Here is a 16800-nt window from a genome sequence, read left to right on the forward strand (position 1 = left end):
CCCCCGTCTCCTCGCCCGGCGTCGCCCGGCGGGGGAGCGGGTGGGGGGTGGGAGCGCCTGCCTAGGCTGCCGGGCATGAGCTCTCCCTCCACGGACGACGTCGTCCGCGAGCTGGCGCCCGACGGGGTGCTCCGCGTCGTGCTCAACCTCGGCAACCCGGTCCTGGTGCAGGGCACGCCGGAGGCGCCGACCGGGGTGACCGTCGACATCGCGCACGAGGTGGCCCGTCGGCTCGGCGTGGAGGTCGAGCTGCTGCCCGTGGGCGCCGCCCGCGAGGCCTACGCGGCGCTCGTCGAGGGCCGCGCCCGGCTCGGCTTCCTCGCCGTCGAGCCGGCCCGCGAGGAGGGCGTGCGGTTCACCGTCCCCTACGTGCAGATCGAGGGGGTCCACGCGGTGCGGCCCGACGCCTTCGTGACGAGCAGCGCCGAGGTGGACGCCGCGGGCACGACGATCGGCGTGCGCCGCGGGTCGGCCTACGACCTCTACCTCACCCGCACCCTGACCGCCGCGACCATCGTGCGCGGCGACGAGGCCCACGAGGTCTTCGAGGAGCAGGGCCTCGACGTGCTGGCCGGGGTGCGGCAACCCGTCGAGGCGTACGCCGCGGAGCACGGCCTCCGCGTCCTCGAGCCGGCGTTCCAGCAGATCAGCCAGGCCGTCGCGCTGCCCCGAACCGTCTCCGACGCGACCGCGGCGGAGGTCGACGGCGTCGTGGCCGAGCTCAAGGCCGCGGGCTTCGTCGCCGCGAGCCTCGAGCGGGCCGGCCAGGTCGCCACCGTCCCCGCCTGACTCCCCCGCGGGGAGCCCGCCCCTCAGGAGGGCGGGCGACGGAGCACGAGGAGGGCGACGTCGTCCTCGGTGCCGTCGTCGCCGACGGTCTCCGCGAGGATCCGGGTACACGCGGTCTCGGGGTGGTCGTCCGCGGAGAACGCCCGGCCGATGAGCGCGAGCCGCTCCCAGTAGGGGTCCGCCCCGTCGGCGTGGGCCGGCAGGTCGACCAGTCCGTCGGTGAACAGGGCCAGCGCCTCGCCGGGCGCCAGCTGCAGCGTCGTCGTCGTGCGCCGGGCGTCCGGGTCGAACCCCAGGAGCGGGTCGGGCTCGATGCCGGCGGGCTCGACCCCGCCGGTCCGGGCGCGCACCGGCGGCGGGTGCCCGGCGTTGCTCACGCGCAGCTCGGCGAACGGCGGGGCGGTCACGGCGTAGAGCACCGTCGCCGTCGTCCCCTCCTCGTAGTGGCACAGCGTGCGGTCGAGCAGCCGGAGCACGGTGGCCGGGTCGTCCTCCTCGAGGGCGTGCGCCCGGAGCACGCTGCGCAGTCGGCCCATGACGATCGACGCCTGGAGGCCGTGCCCCATGACGTCGCCCATCACCACGCCGAGGCGGCCGCCGGGCAGCGGGAACACGTCGTACCAGTCCCCGCCGAAGTCGCCGTCCGCCGGCAGGTAGCGCGCCGCGAGCTGGAGGCCGTCGACGTCGCGGAGCGTCGGCAGGAAGCTGCGCTGCAGCACGAGGGCCGACAGGTGCGCGTCCTGGGCGTCGCGGGTCTCGATCGTGCGCACGACGCTCGCCGCGGCGAGCTCGAGGTCGGCCACGTCCTCGTCGCTGAAGGAGCGGCGCTCGAGGTAGCCGACGTGCACCACCCCGAGCAGCTTCGCCCCGGCCAGCAGCGGTACGCCGAGGAGGGTGGCCACCCCGCTCGTGAGGAGCAGCGGGTTGACGACCGCGGCCCCCGGCGCGAGGTCGACGACCTGGGCGCGGCGGGTGGCCGCGATGCGGCCGGCGAAGCCCTGGCCGAGCGCCACGTGGGACGCGGTGCGCCAGCGGCGGCCGAACCCGATGGCGGCGGCGGGGCGCAGCTTGCCGGACGGCTCGTCGAGCAGGAGCACGGTCGCGGTGTGCGCGTCCATGAGCGTGCGGACGCGCTCGAGCGCGGACTCGAGGGAGTCGTCGGCGCCGTCCGCCACGGCGACAGGGCCGTCGAGGGAGGAGGTCATGGGGGCAGCCTCGGGAGGGGGATCGTCGCGGCGAGGTCTACACCACCCCGGAAGACTAGGCCATCCGCGCCGGCTCCGGCTCCCGCGCGACCCGTCGGCGCAGCACCACCCCGGCCACCACGGCGAGGGGGAACATCAGCACGCCGTAGACGGCGGCCGGCACCGCGAGCGTCTCGTTGCCCAGCACGCTGAGGGCGACGGTGATGGCGAGCGTGCTGTTGTGGAGGCCCACCTCGAAGCACGACGAGAGCGACTGGCGCGCGTCGATCCCCGCCGCCCGCGGGATCAGGTAGCCCAGCGCGAGGCTGATCGCGCAGAAGAGCGCCGTCACGACGCCGACCTGGGCGAGGTACTCGTCCACGTCGTCGTCGGCGAGCAGCGCGCCGACGATGACCACGACGAGCACCACCGCCGACGCGATGCGCACCGGGCGGTCGGCGCGCTCGGCGAACGCCGGGGCCCGGTGACGCACGGTCATGCCGACGAGGACCGGGACGAGCACGATCGCGAACACCTGCAGCGTCTTGCCGAACTGGAGACCGAGGCTGTCGGGCCCCCCGGGCTCGAAGTAGCCGAGCGCGAGGTTGACCACCAGGGGCAGCGTCACGATCGCGATGAGGGAGTTGACCGCCGTCAACGTGATGTTGAGGGCGACGTCGCCGCGGAAGAGGTGGGAGAACAGGCTGGCCGTCGTGCCGCCCGGCGAGGCCGCCAGCAGCATCATCCCCACGGCCAGCAGCGGCTCGAGGTCGAACGCGAGCACGAGGCCGAAGCAGATCACGGGCAGCAGGAGCAGCTGGGCCCCGAGCGACAGCACGACCGGCTTGGGGTCGCGGCCGATGCGGAGGAAGTCGCCGACCGTCAGGGTCAGGCCGAGGCCGAACATGATGACGGCGAGCGCGATCGGCAGGCCGATGGTCAGGAGCGAGTCGTTCATCCGGGGGCCCTCCTCGGGTGCGCGGTGGAGGTGCACTGTGGCACGGGTCACATCGCTCTGTCGCCAAGCTCTTTAATGTCGTAAAGACAATTAATGCTACGGTGGCCGGAGCCGCACCACGCCCGAGGAGGATCGGATGGACCTGACGCCCGACCAGATCGACCGCGCCGCGGGGGTGCTGCTCGCGAGTGCCGCGGGCGACGCGCTGGGGGCGGGGTACGAGTTCGACTCCGCGCCCCTGCCCGCGCCCGACGAGGCGCCGCGCATGATCGGCGGCGGCCTCGGCGGCTTCGCACCCGGAGAGTGGACCGACGACACCGCCCAGGCCGTCGCCATCGCGGAGGTCGCGGCCACCGGGGCCGACCTGCGCACCGAGGCCGCCCTCGACCGGGTCGCGCAGCGCTTCGCCGACTGGTACGCCGCGAACCCGCCCGACGTCGGCATCCAGACGCGCGCCGTGCTGGAGGCGGCGGGCCGGCACCCGTCGGCGGCGACCATGCGCGCGGCCGCCGACGCCGTGCACGCGCGGACGGGACGTTCGGCCGGCAACGGCTCCCTCATGCGCACCGGCCCCGTGGCCCTCGCGCACCTGGACGACCCGGCGGCGCTGGTCACCGCGGCGTACGCCGTCAGCGCGCTGACCCACCACGACCCTCTCGCCGGGGAGGCGGCCGCCGCCTGGTGCCTCCTCGTGCGGCACGCGGTGCTGGAGGGCACCCTCGACGACGCCCGGTCGGAGCTGCGGCACCTCCCGGACGACGCGCGGCGCCGCTGGTCGGCGATGCTGGACGAGGCGGAGGCGCAGCCCCCGCGCACGTTCACGAGCAACTCCTGGGCGGGCGGCGCGCTCCAGGCGGCGTGGTCGTCCGTGGTGCAGACGCCGGTCCCCGTGGACCGGCCCGCCGACCACCTGCAGCACGCGCTCGGCACGGCGATCCGGATCGGGGGCGACACCGACACCGTGGCCGCCATCGCCGGCGCGCTCCTCGGTGCCCGGTGGGGTGCGGCGGCCGTACCGGACGCGTGGACCCGCCTCCTGCACGGGTGGCCTGGCAACGGTCCGGCGTCGGGCGTCGACGCCGGGCGCCTCGTCGGGCTCGCGCGGAGCGCGGTCCGCCACGGGGTCCCCGGGCCCGACGGCCGCTAGGGTGGCGGAGGTGGGACGCACCGAGGACGAGCTGCTGCGCTGCCTCGGCGTGGAGGTCATGCGGCTCGCGGCGCGCCGCTCCACGACGTACGACGGGGCGGTGCTCGACTACTCGGCGTTCCGCATCCTCTGGCGCCTGGTCGAGCGGGGTCCGCTGAGCCTGTCCGCGCTGGCGGAGGACCTGCAGCTGGAGCGGTCCACGGTGAGCCGTCAGGTCAGCGCCGCGGTGGCGCGGGGGCTGGTCGCGCGGGGCGCCGACGCCGACCTGCGCAGCCGGCACGTGCGTCCGACGGAGGCGGGGCTCGCGGCGTACCGGAACGACGTCGCCGCCCGCGCCCGGGTGTGGGGCGCCGCCGTGGAGGAGGTGGGGGCCGAGCGCGCCGCCGGCCTCGCGGAGGAGCTCCGGAGGTTCAACGACGCGCTCGACCGCGCGCACGGCGACGTCTGAGGCGCCGGTGCGTCAGGCGCGGTCGCCCGCGGGGACCGGCGGCGCGGGCTGGACCGTCGTCGCGTCGTCGCGGGCCGGGATGAACGCGGCCAGCGCGACGCCCAGGGCGGCGGCCACGGCTCCGGCGGCGAAGCACCACTGGAAGGCGCTCAGCGCGGGGAGCTCGACGCCGGGACCGAACGACGTCGTGCTGCTGGTGAGGATCGTGCCCATGACCGCGGCGGCGAGCGTCGTGCCGAGCGAGCGCATGAGGGAGTTCAGGCCCACCGCGGCGGCCGCCTCGCGCGGGGGTGCAGCGTCGAGGATCAGGGTGGGCATCGCGGCGTAGCCGATGCCGACGCCCGCCGAGGAGATGCACGACGCGATGAGCAGCTGCCACGGGGCGTCCATGAGGAAGAGCGCCGCCACGTAGCCCAGCCCCAGCACGAGCGCGCCCGTCATGAGCGTCTTCTTCGCCCCGAGGCTGCCCATCATCCGGCTCGAGATCGGCGCGAACACCATCATCATCAGGCCCGCGGGCGCCATCCAGAGGCCGGCCGCCAGGATGCTCTGGCCGAGCCCGTAGCCCGTGAGGGAGGGCAGCTGGAGCAGCTGGGGGACGACGATCGACTGGGCCATCATGCCGAAGCCGATCGCGACGGCCGCCACGTTCGTCATGAGGACGGGGAGGCGAGCACTGGTGCGCAGGTCGACCAGCGGGTCGTCCTGGCGCAGCTCGAAGGCGCCCCACGCGAGGAGCACGACGACGCCGGCCAGGATGGCGCCCAGGGTGCGGGCGTCGCCCCAGCCCCAGCTGGTGGCCTTGGAGATGCCGACCAGCAGCGACACGAGCCCAATCGCCAGGCCCACGGCCCCCGGCACGTCGAGACGGCCGCCCCGGGCGTCGTGCACGTGCGGCACGAGGGCCCACGTCAGGACCAGGACCACGACGGAGATCCCGCTGGCCACCCAGAAGAGGGTGTGCCAGTCGCCCACCTCGACGATCCAGGCCGAGAGCGGGAGCCCGATCGCACCGCCCACGCCCAGCGTCGCGCTCATCGCGGCCGTCGCCGTGCCGGTGAGGTGCGGCGGGGTGACCTCGCGCATCAGGGAGATGCCGACGGGGATGAAGCCCATGGCGATGCCCTGCAGCGCTCGTCCGGCGAGCACCGGGGCGAGGGAGTCGGAGAGCGCGCAGACGAGGGACCCCAGGACGAGCACGCCCGCGGAGGCGACGAGCACCCGCTGCTTGCCCACGAGGTCCGCGATGCGTCCGGCGACGGGCATCGCGACCCCGCCGGCCAGCAGGGTGATGGTGACGACCCACGCCGCGTTCGCGGCGCTCGTGCCGAGGAGGCCGGGCAGCTCGGACTGGATCGGGATGACGAGGGTCTGGGTCAGGGCGGCGGACAGGCCGCCGAAGCAGAGCACGACGACGGCGGCCAAGGGGCCGCGGCCGGTCGTGCGGTCGGGGTGGGACACGTTCTCTCCTCGATGACGGTAGCGGGTTGTACCGTACACATGCTTGCTGTCGGCAACTATTCCGGTCCACGAGGTGCTCGTCACGGCCCCAGGTGGGGGCGATGGGGCAGACTGAGCCCCGGCCGAGGGACGGCCGTCCGCCCGGCGTCGACCGGGCGTGAGAGAGAGGCAGCCGGTTGTCCACGCACGCGAACGTCCTCGACGACCTGGAGTGGCGCGGTCTCGTCGCGAACTCCACGGATCGTGACGCCCTCCACGAGCACCTGGGCACGGGCAGCGTCCGCTACTACGTGGGCTTCGACCCGACCGCCCCCAGCCTGCACCTGGGCAACCTGGTGCAGATCCTCACCGCACGGCGTCTCCAGGAGGCGGGCCACACGCCGTACCTGCTGGTGGGCGGAGCCACCGGGCTCATCGGCGACCCCCGTGACTCCGGGGAGCGCACGCTCAACAGCGCTGACACCGTCAAGGAGTGGGTGGAGCGGCTGCGGGCGCAGCTCGAGCGCTTCCTCGACTTCGACGGGCCGAACGCGGCGACGATGGTGAACAACCACGACTGGACGGCGTCGCTCTCGACGATCGACTTCCTGCGGGACATCGGCAAGCACTTCCCGGTCAACCGGATGCTGGCGCGCGAGACGGTGAAGCGCCGGCTGGAGTCGGGCATCAGCTTCACGGAGTTCAGCTACGTGCTGCTGCAGTCGATGGACTACCTGAACCTCTACCGCGACCACGGGATCACGCTGCAGTTCGGCGGCTCCGACCAGTGGGGCAACCTCACCGGCGGCGTCGAGCTGGTGCGTCGCGCCGACGGGGGGCACGTCCACGCGTTCTCCACGCCGCTCATTACGAAGGCGGACGGCACGAAGTACGGCAAGTCGGAGGGCGGCGCCCTCTGGCTCGACCCCGAGATGCTGTCGCCCTACGCCTTCTACCAGTTCTGGCTCAACGTCGAGGACGCCAAGGTCGGGGAGCTCCTGCGGGTGTTCACCTTCCTCGACCACGAGGAGATCGAGACCCTCGAGGCCGAGAGCGCGGAGAAGCCCTACCTGCGTCTGGGGCAGAAGGCGCTCGCCGCCCACGTGACCACGCTCGTGCACGGCGCCGAGGAGACCGCCCGCATCGAGGCGGCCTCCGCCGCCCTCTTCGGCGGCGGCGACCTGACCGCTCTCCCCGGTACGACGCTGGGTGCGGCCCTGCGCGAGGCGGGGGCCGTCACGGCTCCTGCCGGTGAGGGCCGGCTCGCCATCGTCGACCTGCTGGTCGCCGCCGGGTTGGCGAAGAGCAAGGGGGAGGCCCGGCGCACCGTGGGGGAGGGCGGGGCCTACCTCAACAACGAGCGCGTCACCGACCCCGACCTCGTGCCGGGACCGGAGCACGCCCTCGACGGGGGATGGCTCGTGCTGCGCCGGGGGAAGAAGAACCTGGCCGGCGTCGAGCTGGTCTGACCGACGTACGTCGCCCGCGTGGGCCCGCCGAACGGCGGGCCCACGCTGCGTTCCGGGCCCTCCGAGGGCCTGTACGGGGGCCGTCAAGGACACGTGGCCCAGGTCACGTCGCCCCGAGTTGACCGTCCCGTCGTCCGGACGTAATGTTCTTCCTCGTTGCCCCGAACGCGACGGGGAGCAAGGCCGAGAGGCCGGGCTCCCGGCAGGGGCAACCACCACAAACTGAGCAAGCCTCGGAAGAGGCCGGGATCGCTGCGTGCGAAACCAGCCGATAAAGAGGCTTACTAAGTATGCGGTGAATCGGAGAAAAACCCCGAGTTTGCATCTGGGAAATTCTCCGGTAATGTTCCACCTCGTTAGCCCCGAGGGGCTGAGGGAAACCTCAGCAAAGCGGTGCGCGTGTGATTCTTGAGAACTCAACAGTGTGTCATATAAGTCGACGAATTAGTTTGTTTGTTTTTGCCTCGTCGGCTCTGCTTGGTGGCCAGCTTTGGTTGGTTGTTGGGTGGGGTTGATGTTTCTTTGGTAGAGACGATGATATCGATATCTATATGGATGTCGGTGTTTGTTTCTGTCAGGAAGATGGCTCTGTTTATTGTTGAAGCACGGGTTTTCTCGTGTTTTGTTTTCAATGGAGAGTTTGATCCTGGCTCAGGACGAACGCTGGCGGCGTGCTTAACACATGCAAGTCGAGCGGAAAGGCCCTTCGGGGTACTCGAGCGGCGAACGGGTGAGTAACACGTGAGTAATCTGCCCCTCACTCAGGGATAACCGCGGGAAGCTGCGGCTAATACTTGATATGACCACGTCTCGCATGGGGTGTGGTGGAAAGCGTTTAGTGGTGAGGGATGTGCTCGCGGCCTATCAGCTTGTTGGTGAGGTAGTGGCTCACCAAGGCTTCGACGGGTAGCCGGCCTGAGAGGGTGACCGGCCACACTGGGACTGAGACACGGCCCAGACTCCTACGGGAGGCAGCAGTGGGGAATATTGGACAATGGGCGAAAGCCTGATCCAGCAACGCCGCGTGAGGGATGACGGCCTTCGGGTTGTAAACCTCTTTCACCTCTGACGAAGCGCAAGTGACGGTAAGGGGAGAAGAAGGACCGGCCAACTACGTGCCAGCAGCCGCGGTAATACGTAGGGTCCGAGCGTTGTCCGGAATTATTGGGCGTAAAGGGCTCGTAGGCGGTTTGTCGCGTCGGGAGTGAAAACCAGGTGCTTAACACCTGGCTTGCTTCCGATACGGGCAGACTAGAGGTATGCAGGGGAGAATGGAATTCCTGGTGTAGCGGTGAAATGCGCAGATATCAGGAGGAACACCGGTGGCGAAGGCGGTTCTCTGGGCATTACCTGACGCTGAGGAGCGAAAGTGTGGGGAGCGAACAGGATTAGATACCCTGGTAGTCCACACCGTAAACGTTGGGCGCTAGGTGTGGGATCCATTCCACGGGTTCCGTGCCGCAGCTAACGCATTAAGCGCCCCGCCTGGGGAGTACGGCCGCAAGGCTAAAACTCAAAGGAATTGACGGGGGCCCGCACAAGCGGCGGAGCATGCGGATTAATTCGATGCAACGCGAAGAACCTTACCTGGGTTTGACATACGCCGGAAAGCTGCAGAGATGTGGCCTCCTTTTGGCCGGTGTACAGGTGGTGCATGGCTGTCGTCAGCTCGTGTCGTGAGATGTTGGGTTAAGTCCCGCAACGAGCGCAACCCTCGTCCTATGTTGCCAGCACGCCCTTCGGGGTGGTGGGGACTCATAGGAGACTGCCGGGGTCAACTCGGAGGAAGGTGGGGATGACGTCAAGTCATCATGCCCCTTATGTCCAGGGCTTCACGCATGCTACAATGGCCGGTACAAAGGGCTGCGATCCCGTGAGGGGGAGCGAATCCCAAAAAGCCGGTCTCAGTTCGGATTGGGGTCTGCAACTCGACCCCATGAAGTCGGAGTCGCTAGTAATCGCAGATCAGCAACGCTGCGGTGAATACGTTCCCGGGCCTTGTACACACCGCCCGTCACGTCACGAAAGTCGGCAACACCCGAAGCCGGTGGCCTAACCCCTTGTGGGAGGGAGCCGTCGAAGGTGGGGCTGGCGATTGGGACGAAGTCGTAACAAGGTAGCCGTACCGGAAGGTGCGGCTGGATCACCTCCTTTCTAAGGAGCTTTTATCAGTCACACGTCGTGCTGCTCGCACCAACAATGGTGTGGGGGCCTTTAATTGTGTGGCGGCTCTTTTGTGGAATCGTCGATGAAGGACTTGCCTGTTTCTCTGGTGGTCCCGCGCTAGTACTGCAGTGCTCCCGGTTTTGCTGGGGGTGTTGTGTGGAGGGTGTGGGTTGTCGGGGTGGGGGTTTGTCTGTGTGGCGCACTGTTGGGTCCTGAGGGATCACGCGAGTGATACTTCAGTACCAAGGGCTCTGCTCCTCAAGGGGTGGGGTTGCCTCCTTTGTCCCGTCATCTGGCCGGTTGGTTGGTGGTGGGGGGTTGGTGGGTGTGTTGTTTGAGAACTGGACAGTGGACGCGAGCATCTTATTAATAGTGCTTGGTAGTTTGCGATAGATTTTGCAGCGTTTCTTTTCGCAGCATATGCCCTTTGATTGGGGGTTGTGTTGTGTTGTGGTTTGTTTGACAAGCTATTAAGGGCACATGGTGGATGTCTTGGCACCGAGAGCCGATGAAGGACGTTGGAGCCTGCGATAAGCCCTGGGGAGTTGGCAACCGAGCGTTGATCCGGGGATGTCCGAATGGGGAAACCCAGCTGGAGTCATGTCCAGTTACCTGCACCTGAATATATAGGGTGTGTGGAGGGAACACCGGGAAGTGAAACATCTCAGTACCGGTAGGAAGAGAAAACAACAGTGATTCCGTGAGTAGTGGCGAGCGAAAGCGGAAGAGGCTAAACCATGTACGTGTGATACCCGGCAGGGGTTGCGTATGTGGGGTTGTGGGGTGCGTTTTGATCGGTCTGCCGGCCGGTCGCACAGTAAGAAACCAGAGTCGAAGTCGAAGCCCATTGGAAAGTGGGGCCGTAGAGGGTGATAGCCCCGTAGACGTAAAGCTCTGGCTGTGTGGACGTATTCCCAAGTAACACGGAACCCCTGAAATTCCGTGTGAATCTGGCGGGACCACCCGTTAAGCCTAAATACTCCTCGGTGACCGATAGCGGACAAGTACCGTGAGGGAAAGATGAAAAGTACCCCTGGCGGGGAGTGAAATAGTACCTGAAACCGTGTGCCTACAATCCGTTAGAGCCTTGACTTGTCGGGGTGATAGCGTGCCTTTTGAAGAATGAGCCTGCGAGTTTGCGTTGTGTTGCGAGGTTAACCCGTGTGGGGAAGCCGTAGCGAAAGCGAGTCCGAATAGGGCTACTTAGTAGCACGATCAAGACCCGAAGCGGAGTGATCTATCCATGGGCAGGTTGAAGCGTGGGTAAGACTGCGTGGAGGACCGAACCCACTTCAGTTGAAAATGGAGGGGATGACCTGTGGATAGGGGTGAAAGGCCAATCAAACTCCGTGATAGCTGGTTCTCCCCGAAATGCATTTAGGTGCAGCGTTACGTGTTTCGCCTCGGAGGTAGAGCACTGGATAGCCGATGGGCCCGACCAGGTTACTGACGTTAACCAAACTCCGAATGCCGTGGCGTGAGAGCGTAGCAGTGAGACTGCGGGGGATAAGCTCCGTAGTCGAGAGGGAAACAGCCCAGACCATCAGCTAAGGCCCCTAAGCGGTGACTAAGTGGAAAAGGATGTGGAGTCGCAGTGACAACCAGGAGGTTGGCTTGGAAGCAGCCACCCTTGAAAGAGTGCGTAATAGCTCACTGGTCAAGTGATTCCGCGCCGACAATGTAGCGGGGCTCAAGTCATCCGCCGAAGCTATGGCATTCACATCCTCTTGAGTGAGGAGCCTTAACGGGTGTGTGGATGGGTAGGGGAGCGTCGTGTCGCGGGTGAAGCGGCGGAGTGATCCAGCCGTGGATGCGACACGAGTGAGAATGCAGGCATGAGTAGCGAATCACGTGTGAGAAACACGTGCGCCGAATGATCAAGGGTTCCAGGGTCAAGCTAATCTGCCCTGGGTAAGTCGGGACCTAAGGCGAGGCCGACAGGCGTAGTCGATGGACAACGGGTTGATATTCCCGTACCGGCGAAGTAGCGCCCATGACGAACCTGGTGATGCTAACCGTCCGAAACCCGTGTGACTGATCCCTTCGGGGTGAGGCGCGCGGGCGTAGCGCGGGACCCGAGCTGGTATTAGTCAAGTGATGGGGTGACGCAGGAAGGTAGTCGGACCACGGCGATGGTTGTTCCGTGGCTAAGAGTGTAGGGAACCACTTAGGCAAATCCGGGTGGTTGTGTTTGATCACGATCCTGAGACTTGATGGGGACCCCGTATGGGGGAAGCCGATGATCCTATGCTGTCGAGAAAAACCTCTAGCGAGTTACGAGCCGCCCGTACCCCAAACCGACTCAGGTGATCAGGTAGAGAATACCAAGGCGATCGAGCGAACCATGGTTAAGGAACTCGGCAAAATGCCCCCGTAACTTCGGGAGAAGGGGGGCCGGATCCGTGACACCACTTGCTGGTGGTAGCGGTGATGGCCGCAGAGACCAGGCCCAAGCGACTGTTTATTAAAAACACAGGTCCGTGCGAAGTTGTAAGACGATGTATACGGACTGACTCCTGCCCGGTGCTGGAAGGTTAAGGGGACCGGTTAGACACTTCGGTGTCGAAGCTGAGAACTTAAGCCCCAGTAAACGGCGGTGGTAACTATAACCATCCTAAGGTAGCGAAATTCCTTGTCGGGTAAGTTCCGACCTGCACGAATGGAGTAACGACTTGGGCGCTGTCTCAACCGTGGACTCGGCGAAATTGCACTACGAGTAAAGATGCTCGTTACGCGCGGCAGGACGGAAAGACCCCGGGACCTTTACTATAGTTTGGTATTGGTGTTTGGTTCGGCTTGTGTAGGATAGGTGGGAGACTGTGAAACCTCGACGCCAGTTGGGGTGGAGTCATCGTTGAAATACCACTCTGGTCGTACTAGATGTCTAACCTAGGTCCATTATCTGGATCAGGGACAGTGCCTGATGGGTAGTTTAACTGGGGCGGTTGCCTCCTAAAATGTAACGGAGGCGCTCAAAGGTTCCCTCAGCCTGGTTGGCAATCAGGTGTTGAGTGTAAGTGCACAAGGGAGCTTGACTGTGAGACAGACATGTCGAGCAGGGACGAAAGTCGGAACTAGTGATCCGGCGCTGGCATGTGGAAGCGGCGTCGCTCAACGGATAAAAGGTACCCCGGGGATAACAGGCTGATCTTCCCCAAGAGTCCATATCGACGGGATGGTTTGGCACCTCGATGTCGGCTCGTCGCATCCTGGGGCTGGAGTAGGTCCCAAGGGTTGGGCTGTTCGCCCATTAAAGCGGCACGCGAGCTGGGTTTAGAACGTCGTGAGACAGTTCGGTCCCTATCCGCCGCGCGCGTAGGAAACTTGAGAAAGGCTGTCCCTAGTACGAGAGGACCGGGATGGACGAACCTCTGGTGTGCCAGTTGTTCTGCCAAGGGCACGGCTGGTTAGCTACGTTCGGGAGTGATAACCGCTGAATGCATCTAAGCGGGAAGCACGTTTCAAGATGAGGTTTCCCACCCACTTGATGGGTTAAGGCCCCCAGTAGATGACTGGGTTGATAGGCCGGAGGTGTACAGCAGTGATGCCTAGCCGACCGGTACTAATAGGCCGAGGGCTTGTCTTACAAGCCATCATCACCACACAAACCCCGTTCGGGGTGTTGTGAAGAGGACATGCAGAATCTGTGTGTGTGCTGCCGAAGCGTTATTGAGAAACTTTTTGTGAGTGTTCGCGTCCACTGTCTGGTGTCTGAGACAACACACCATGCACATCCGAACCATCGACGGCCCCTTGTTGGGGGTTGTTGGTGGTGGGCGGGTGGGTGTCAAGTCAATAGAGTTACGGCGGTCATAGCGAGAGGGAAACACCCGGTCCCATTCCGAACCCGGAAGTTAAGCCTTTCAGCGCCGATGGTACTGCGATCGAGAGGTCGTGGGAGAGTAGGACGCCGCCGGACATTTCTTCTAGTAGGGGTTGTCGTGACCTTCGGGTCACGACAACCCCTACTCTTGTTTGCATGCCCGCGGGACGCGGGTGGTTCCAGCGTTGAGGAGTCGGACAGTGGCGGAGCAGGGCGGTCGAGGTCAGGGTGCCGGTCGGGGCGGCGGGCGTCGTCCCGGCGGTCAGGGTCAGGGTCGTTCCGGCGGCCCCGGTGGATCCGGCGGCGGCTCGCGCGGCGGTCAGGGCCAGGGTCGTTCCGGCGGTCCGGGTGGGGCCGGCGGTGCCGGTCGTCCTGGTGGCCAGGGTCGTCCCGGCGCCCGCGGTGGCAAGCCCGACGGCGCCGGCAGCGGCTCCGGTCCCCGTCGCGGAGGCGCTCCGTCCGCCGGTGGTCGTTCCGGTGGCCCGGGTGGGACCGGCGGCCCGAGGCGCGGTCCGGGTGCGGGCGGCTCCGGTGGGGGCGGTGCGCGCCGTACGGGGCCGGGTGGCCCCCGGGGTGACCGTTGCGACGAGCCGCGGGTCGAGCGCTCTGTCGCCCAGGCCCAGTACGACGGGCCGGAGCTCGACGCCGACATCACCGGCCAGGAGCTCGACCGCAACCTCGCGTCGCAGCTGAAGGGCATGCCCGAGAAGCTCGCGACCCGGGTGGCGCGTCACCTCGTCGCGGCCACGCGCCTGATCGAGTCCGACCCGGAGACGGCGTACCAGCACACGCTGGCCGCACGGGCGCGCGCGTCCCGTCTCGGCATGGTGCGCGAGGCGGTCGGTGAGGCGGCGTACGCGGCCGGCCACTACAAGGAGGCTCTCGCGGAGCTGCGCGCGGCGAAGCGCATGAACGGGGCGACGGCGTACCTCCCGATCATGGCCGACTGCCACCGCGCCCTCGGGCAGCCGGAGCAGGCGCTCAAGCTCGCCCAGAGCCCGTCGGTGAAGGGGTTCTCGGCGGAGGCGAAGGCGGAGATGACGATCGTCGAGGCCGGCGCGCGCCTCGACCTCGGACAGACCGACGCCGCGCTGCGCACGCTCGAGCTCGCTCCGCTCAACAACAAGACCCGCGCTGCGTGGGTCGTGCGGCTGCGGTACGTCTACGCGGAGGCGCTCCTCGCCGCCGGGCGTCCGGCGGAGGCGCTGGAGTGGTTCCACCGCACGCACGCGTTCGACGCGGACGAGATCACCGATGCGGCCGACCGCGCCGCCGAGCTCGAGAAGCAGCTGGACTCCGCAGCGGAGTGACGACCCGCTGGCCGTCCCCAGGGGCGGCCGGCGGCGTCCTCGTCCGCAGGGGGCGTCGGTCCCTGCCACGGTCGGTCCTCCACGCCCCATGCTGGTGGCGGAGAGAGGGGGCGACATGGGTCGCAGTTCCGACGTGATCGACCTGGTGGAGTGGCGTGCACGGCGCGAGGAGCGCGGCACGTCCGTGAGCGAGGGTGAGGCGCTGAGCCGGGTCCTGGTGGCCGAGCGGTTCGCCGAGGGCTGGGAGTGCCTGGCGGACGACCTGGACGGTTCCTGGCCGTAGGCTGCCGCGGTGATCCTCATCGACGAGCCCCAGGTGCCCTGGCGCGGGCGGTGGTGGTCGCACCTGGCGTCCGACACGTCCTTCGCCGAGCTGCACGCGTTCGCCGCGACGCTCGGGGTCCCGGAGCGGGCGTTCGACGGCGACCACTACGACGTGCCCGCCGAGCTGTACGACGCGGCCGTCGCCGCGGGTGCCGTCGAGGTGCGGAGCCGTGAGCTCGTGGCGCGGCTGTCGGCCGCGGGCCTGCGCCGTCGCAAGACGCGCCGCGGGCGGGGCGAGGTCAGTCGCTGAGCTCGGCGATCTCCCGGGCGAGGTTCGCCCGGGCTGGTGCGTCCCACTGCGCGTGCCCGTGGGCCGTGTGGAAGAGGCGCTCGCGTCCGGCCAGGTCCTGCAGCACGGCGCGTCGACCGGCGCGGAAGTCCTGGTCGGGCACGTGGGCGTACTCGGTGCGCACCGCGCGGCGGTACGCGTCGTACCGCTCCTGCGGAGCCGCCAGGATCGCGAGGTCGGCGTCGACCAGCGCCTGGCCCCGCCGGTCGTCGGCTGCCGGTCGGTGGTCGGCCGTCAGGCGCACGAGCCGCACCACCTCGTCGACGTCGACGTCCTCGCCCGCGAGACGCGCGGCGGCGAGCAGCGCGGAGCGCTCCTCGAGGTCGGTGCCCCCGTCGTACACGGCGTCGTGGAACCAGGCGGCGAGCACGACCTCCGCGTCGTCGGCGGCACCCAGCTCGGCCAGGCGCGTCAGCACCTCGGCGAGGTGCTGCAGGTCGTGGTAGCCACGGTCGGTGCCGTAGGCGACCACGAGCTCGTCCCGCACGTCGGTGCGGTGGGGGAGCGGCCAGGGCAGGTCGGGGACGCGCACGCCTGCAGGATGTCAGGCCGCGGCGACCTCGCGCGCGCGACCGACGGTGGCGTCGATGATGGCGACGATCTCGTCGGGGCAGTCGGCCATGGGCACGTGGCCGGCGCCGCGCAGCGGGACGTGGTCGGCGTGGGGGAGGCGCTGGCGCGCCCGTGCGGACTGCCGGTAGGGCAGGATCCGGTCCTTGGTGCCCCACGCGACGGTCGTCGGCACGCCCACCGCACCACGGAACGCGTAGTGCACACCCTCGCGGGCGACGGCGGCGAACCCGGTGCAGCGCTTGAGGGCGAGGGCGTCGCCGTACGTCGCCGCGGCGTCGTGCCGCTCGGGGTGGGCGTAGAGCGCCATGCCGATGAGTCGGCGACCGAGCGCCGGGCGCGCGGCGGCGCGGAGGACGCGGTCGGGCAGCTGGCTGGTGAGGCGGAGGAGGGTGAGGAGGCCCAACGCCTGGAACCGGTCGAAGCGGCCGAAGAAGCCGGCCGGGCTGAGCGCCGTGACCGACGAGACGAGGTGGCGCGAGGCGAGCTCGAGGGCGATGGCGCCGCCCAGGGAGTTGCCGACCACGTGGGGGCGGTCCAGCCCCCACTCGGCGAACTGCTCGGCGAGGTGCTGGCACGCCACGTCCATCGTGTACGGGACGCCCGGCGGGAAGGGCGCCGACTCCCCGAAGCCGGCGAGGTCGACGGCGATCACGTCGTAACGCTCGCTGAGACGGTCGAAGACCGGCCCCCAGGCCTGGCGCCGGTGACCGATGCCGTGGATCAGCACCACGGTGTCCCCGGTGCCGCGTCGCGTGTGGACCAGCGGTGAGTGCACCACGTCGTACTCCTCCTGCGCGTCGATGTGACATCGGGAGTGTTACATCAAAACTGGCAGAATGCACGCGATCCGGTCGGGGACGGTGCGCAGGTGCCCCCGCGT

General features: G+C 67.9%; 12 protein-coding genes and 3 rRNA genes. 10 read left to right on the forward strand and 5 right to left on the reverse strand.

Going from position 1 to position 16800, the window contains the following annotated elements:
• Positions 1-75 precede the first annotated feature (75 nt).
• Positions 76-789, forward strand: coding sequence for a transporter substrate-binding domain-containing protein (locus tag PIR53_19045; protein WZH52100.1), 714 nt, complete (start codon positions 76-78; stop codon positions 787-789).
• 23 nt (positions 790-812) lie between these two features.
• Here the strand turns inward: PIR53_19045 and PIR53_19050 are convergent, their stop codons facing one another.
• Both PIR53_19050 and PIR53_19055 read right to left on the reverse strand, forming a co-directional pair.
• On the reverse strand, positions 813-1994 hold the full coding sequence (locus PIR53_19050) for a SpoIIE family protein phosphatase (GenBank protein ID WZH52101.1): 1182 nt from the start codon (positions 1992-1994) through the stop codon (positions 813-815).
• A 55-nt stretch (positions 1995-2049) separates the two neighbouring features.
• On the reverse strand, positions 2050-2931 hold the full coding sequence (locus tag PIR53_19055; protein ID WZH52102.1) for a bile acid:sodium symporter family protein: 882 nt from the start codon (positions 2929-2931) through the stop codon (positions 2050-2052).
• A gap of 136 nt (positions 2932-3067) precedes the next feature.
• Here PIR53_19055 and PIR53_19060 point away from each other — a divergent pair, with 136 nt between their 5' ends.
• Both PIR53_19060 and PIR53_19065 read left to right on the forward strand, forming a co-directional pair.
• Positions 3068-4078, forward strand: a complete 1011-nt coding sequence (locus PIR53_19060) for an ADP-ribosylglycohydrolase family protein (GenBank protein ID WZH52103.1) — start codon at positions 3068-3070, stop codon at positions 4076-4078.
• A gap of 10 nt (positions 4079-4088) precedes the next feature.
• The gene (locus PIR53_19065; GenBank protein WZH52104.1) at positions 4089-4526 is read left to right on the forward strand and encodes a MarR family transcriptional regulator; all 438 of its coding nucleotides are present in this window, start codon (positions 4089-4091) and stop codon (positions 4524-4526) included.
• A 12-nt stretch (positions 4527-4538) separates the two neighbouring features.
• On the opposite strand, the gene PIR53_19070 is transcribed toward PIR53_19065, so the two are convergent.
• Entirely contained in the window at positions 4539-5987 is a 1449-nt protein-coding gene (locus PIR53_19070; protein WZH52105.1) for an MFS transporter, read from the reverse strand.
• 176 nt (positions 5988-6163) lie between these two features.
• Here PIR53_19070 and tyrS point away from each other — a divergent pair, with 176 nt between their 5' ends.
• The 7 genes from tyrS (at position 6164) to PIR53_19105 (ending at position 15308) form a co-directional block, all read left to right on the forward strand.
• Positions 6164-7435, forward strand: a complete 1272-nt coding sequence (gene tyrS / locus PIR53_19075; GenBank protein ID WZH52106.1) for a tyrosine--tRNA ligase — start codon at positions 6164-6166, stop codon at positions 7433-7435.
• A gap of 628 nt (positions 7436-8063) precedes the next feature.
• Positions 8064-9589, forward strand: a 16S ribosomal RNA gene (locus PIR53_19080).
• Between the two features lie 472 nt (positions 9590-10061).
• A 23S ribosomal RNA gene (locus PIR53_19085) occupies positions 10062-13187 on the forward strand.
• Between the two features lie 216 nt (positions 13188-13403).
• Positions 13404-13520 (forward strand): 5S ribosomal RNA (gene rrf, locus PIR53_19090).
• Together the 16S, 23S and 5S rRNA genes form the textbook arrangement of a ribosomal RNA operon.
• Before the next feature lie 602 nt (positions 13521-14122).
• Positions 14123-14734, forward strand: coding sequence for a hypothetical protein (locus tag PIR53_19095; protein ID WZH52107.1), 612 nt, complete (start codon positions 14123-14125; stop codon positions 14732-14734).
• Between the two features lie 115 nt (positions 14735-14849).
• Positions 14850-15017 carry a hypothetical protein gene (locus PIR53_19100; protein WZH52108.1) on the forward strand — a complete coding sequence of 56 codons (168 nt, stop codon included), beginning with the start codon at positions 14850-14852 and terminating at the stop codon, positions 15015-15017.
• A 9-nt stretch (positions 15018-15026) separates the two neighbouring features.
• On the forward strand, positions 15027-15308 hold the full coding sequence (locus tag PIR53_19105; GenBank protein ID WZH52109.1) for a DUF4031 domain-containing protein: 282 nt from the start codon (positions 15027-15029) through the stop codon (positions 15306-15308).
• On the opposite strand, the gene PIR53_19110 is transcribed toward PIR53_19105, so the two are convergent.
• Positions 15298-15879, reverse strand: coding sequence for a hypothetical protein (locus PIR53_19110; protein ID WZH52110.1), 582 nt, complete (start codon positions 15877-15879; stop codon positions 15298-15300). The two genes, PIR53_19105 and PIR53_19110, sit on opposite strands and share 11 nt — an antisense overlap.
• 12 nt (positions 15880-15891) lie before the next feature.
• Entirely contained in the window at positions 15892-16698 is an 807-nt protein-coding gene (locus PIR53_19115) for an alpha/beta hydrolase (protein ID WZH52111.1), read from the reverse strand.
• Positions 16699-16800: the final 102 nt, after the last annotated feature.

This window comes from Nocardioides alkalitolerans, from assembly GCA_038184435.1.
In the GTDB taxonomy this organism is placed as follows: domain Bacteria; phylum Actinomycetota; class Actinomycetes; order Propionibacteriales; family Nocardioidaceae; genus Nocardioides; species Nocardioides alkalitolerans_A.

Bases quoted from the DNA above. Each gene is read 5' to 3' on its own strand.
- PIR53_19045 (WZH52100.1), top strand. From the start codon at position 76: ATGAGCTCTCCCTCCACGGACGACGTCGTCCGCGAGCTGGCGCCCGAC.
- PIR53_19100 (WZH52108.1), top strand. From the start codon at position 14,850: ATGGGTCGCAGTTCCGACGTGATCGACCTGGTGGAGTGGCGTGCACGG.
- PIR53_19060 (WZH52103.1), top strand. From the start codon at position 3,068: ATGGACCTGACGCCCGACCAGATCGACCGCGCCGCGGGGGTGCTGCTC.
- PIR53_19095 (WZH52107.1), top strand. From the start codon at position 14,123: ATGCCCGAGAAGCTCGCGACCCGGGTGGCGCGTCACCTCGTCGCGGCC.
- PIR53_19055 (WZH52102.1), bottom strand. From the start codon at position 2,931: ATGAACGACTCGCTCCTGACCATCGGCCTGCCGATCGCGCTCGCCGTC.
- PIR53_19050 (WZH52101.1), bottom strand. From the start codon at position 1,994: ATGACCTCCTCCCTCGACGGCCCTGTCGCCGTGGCGGACGGCGCCGAC.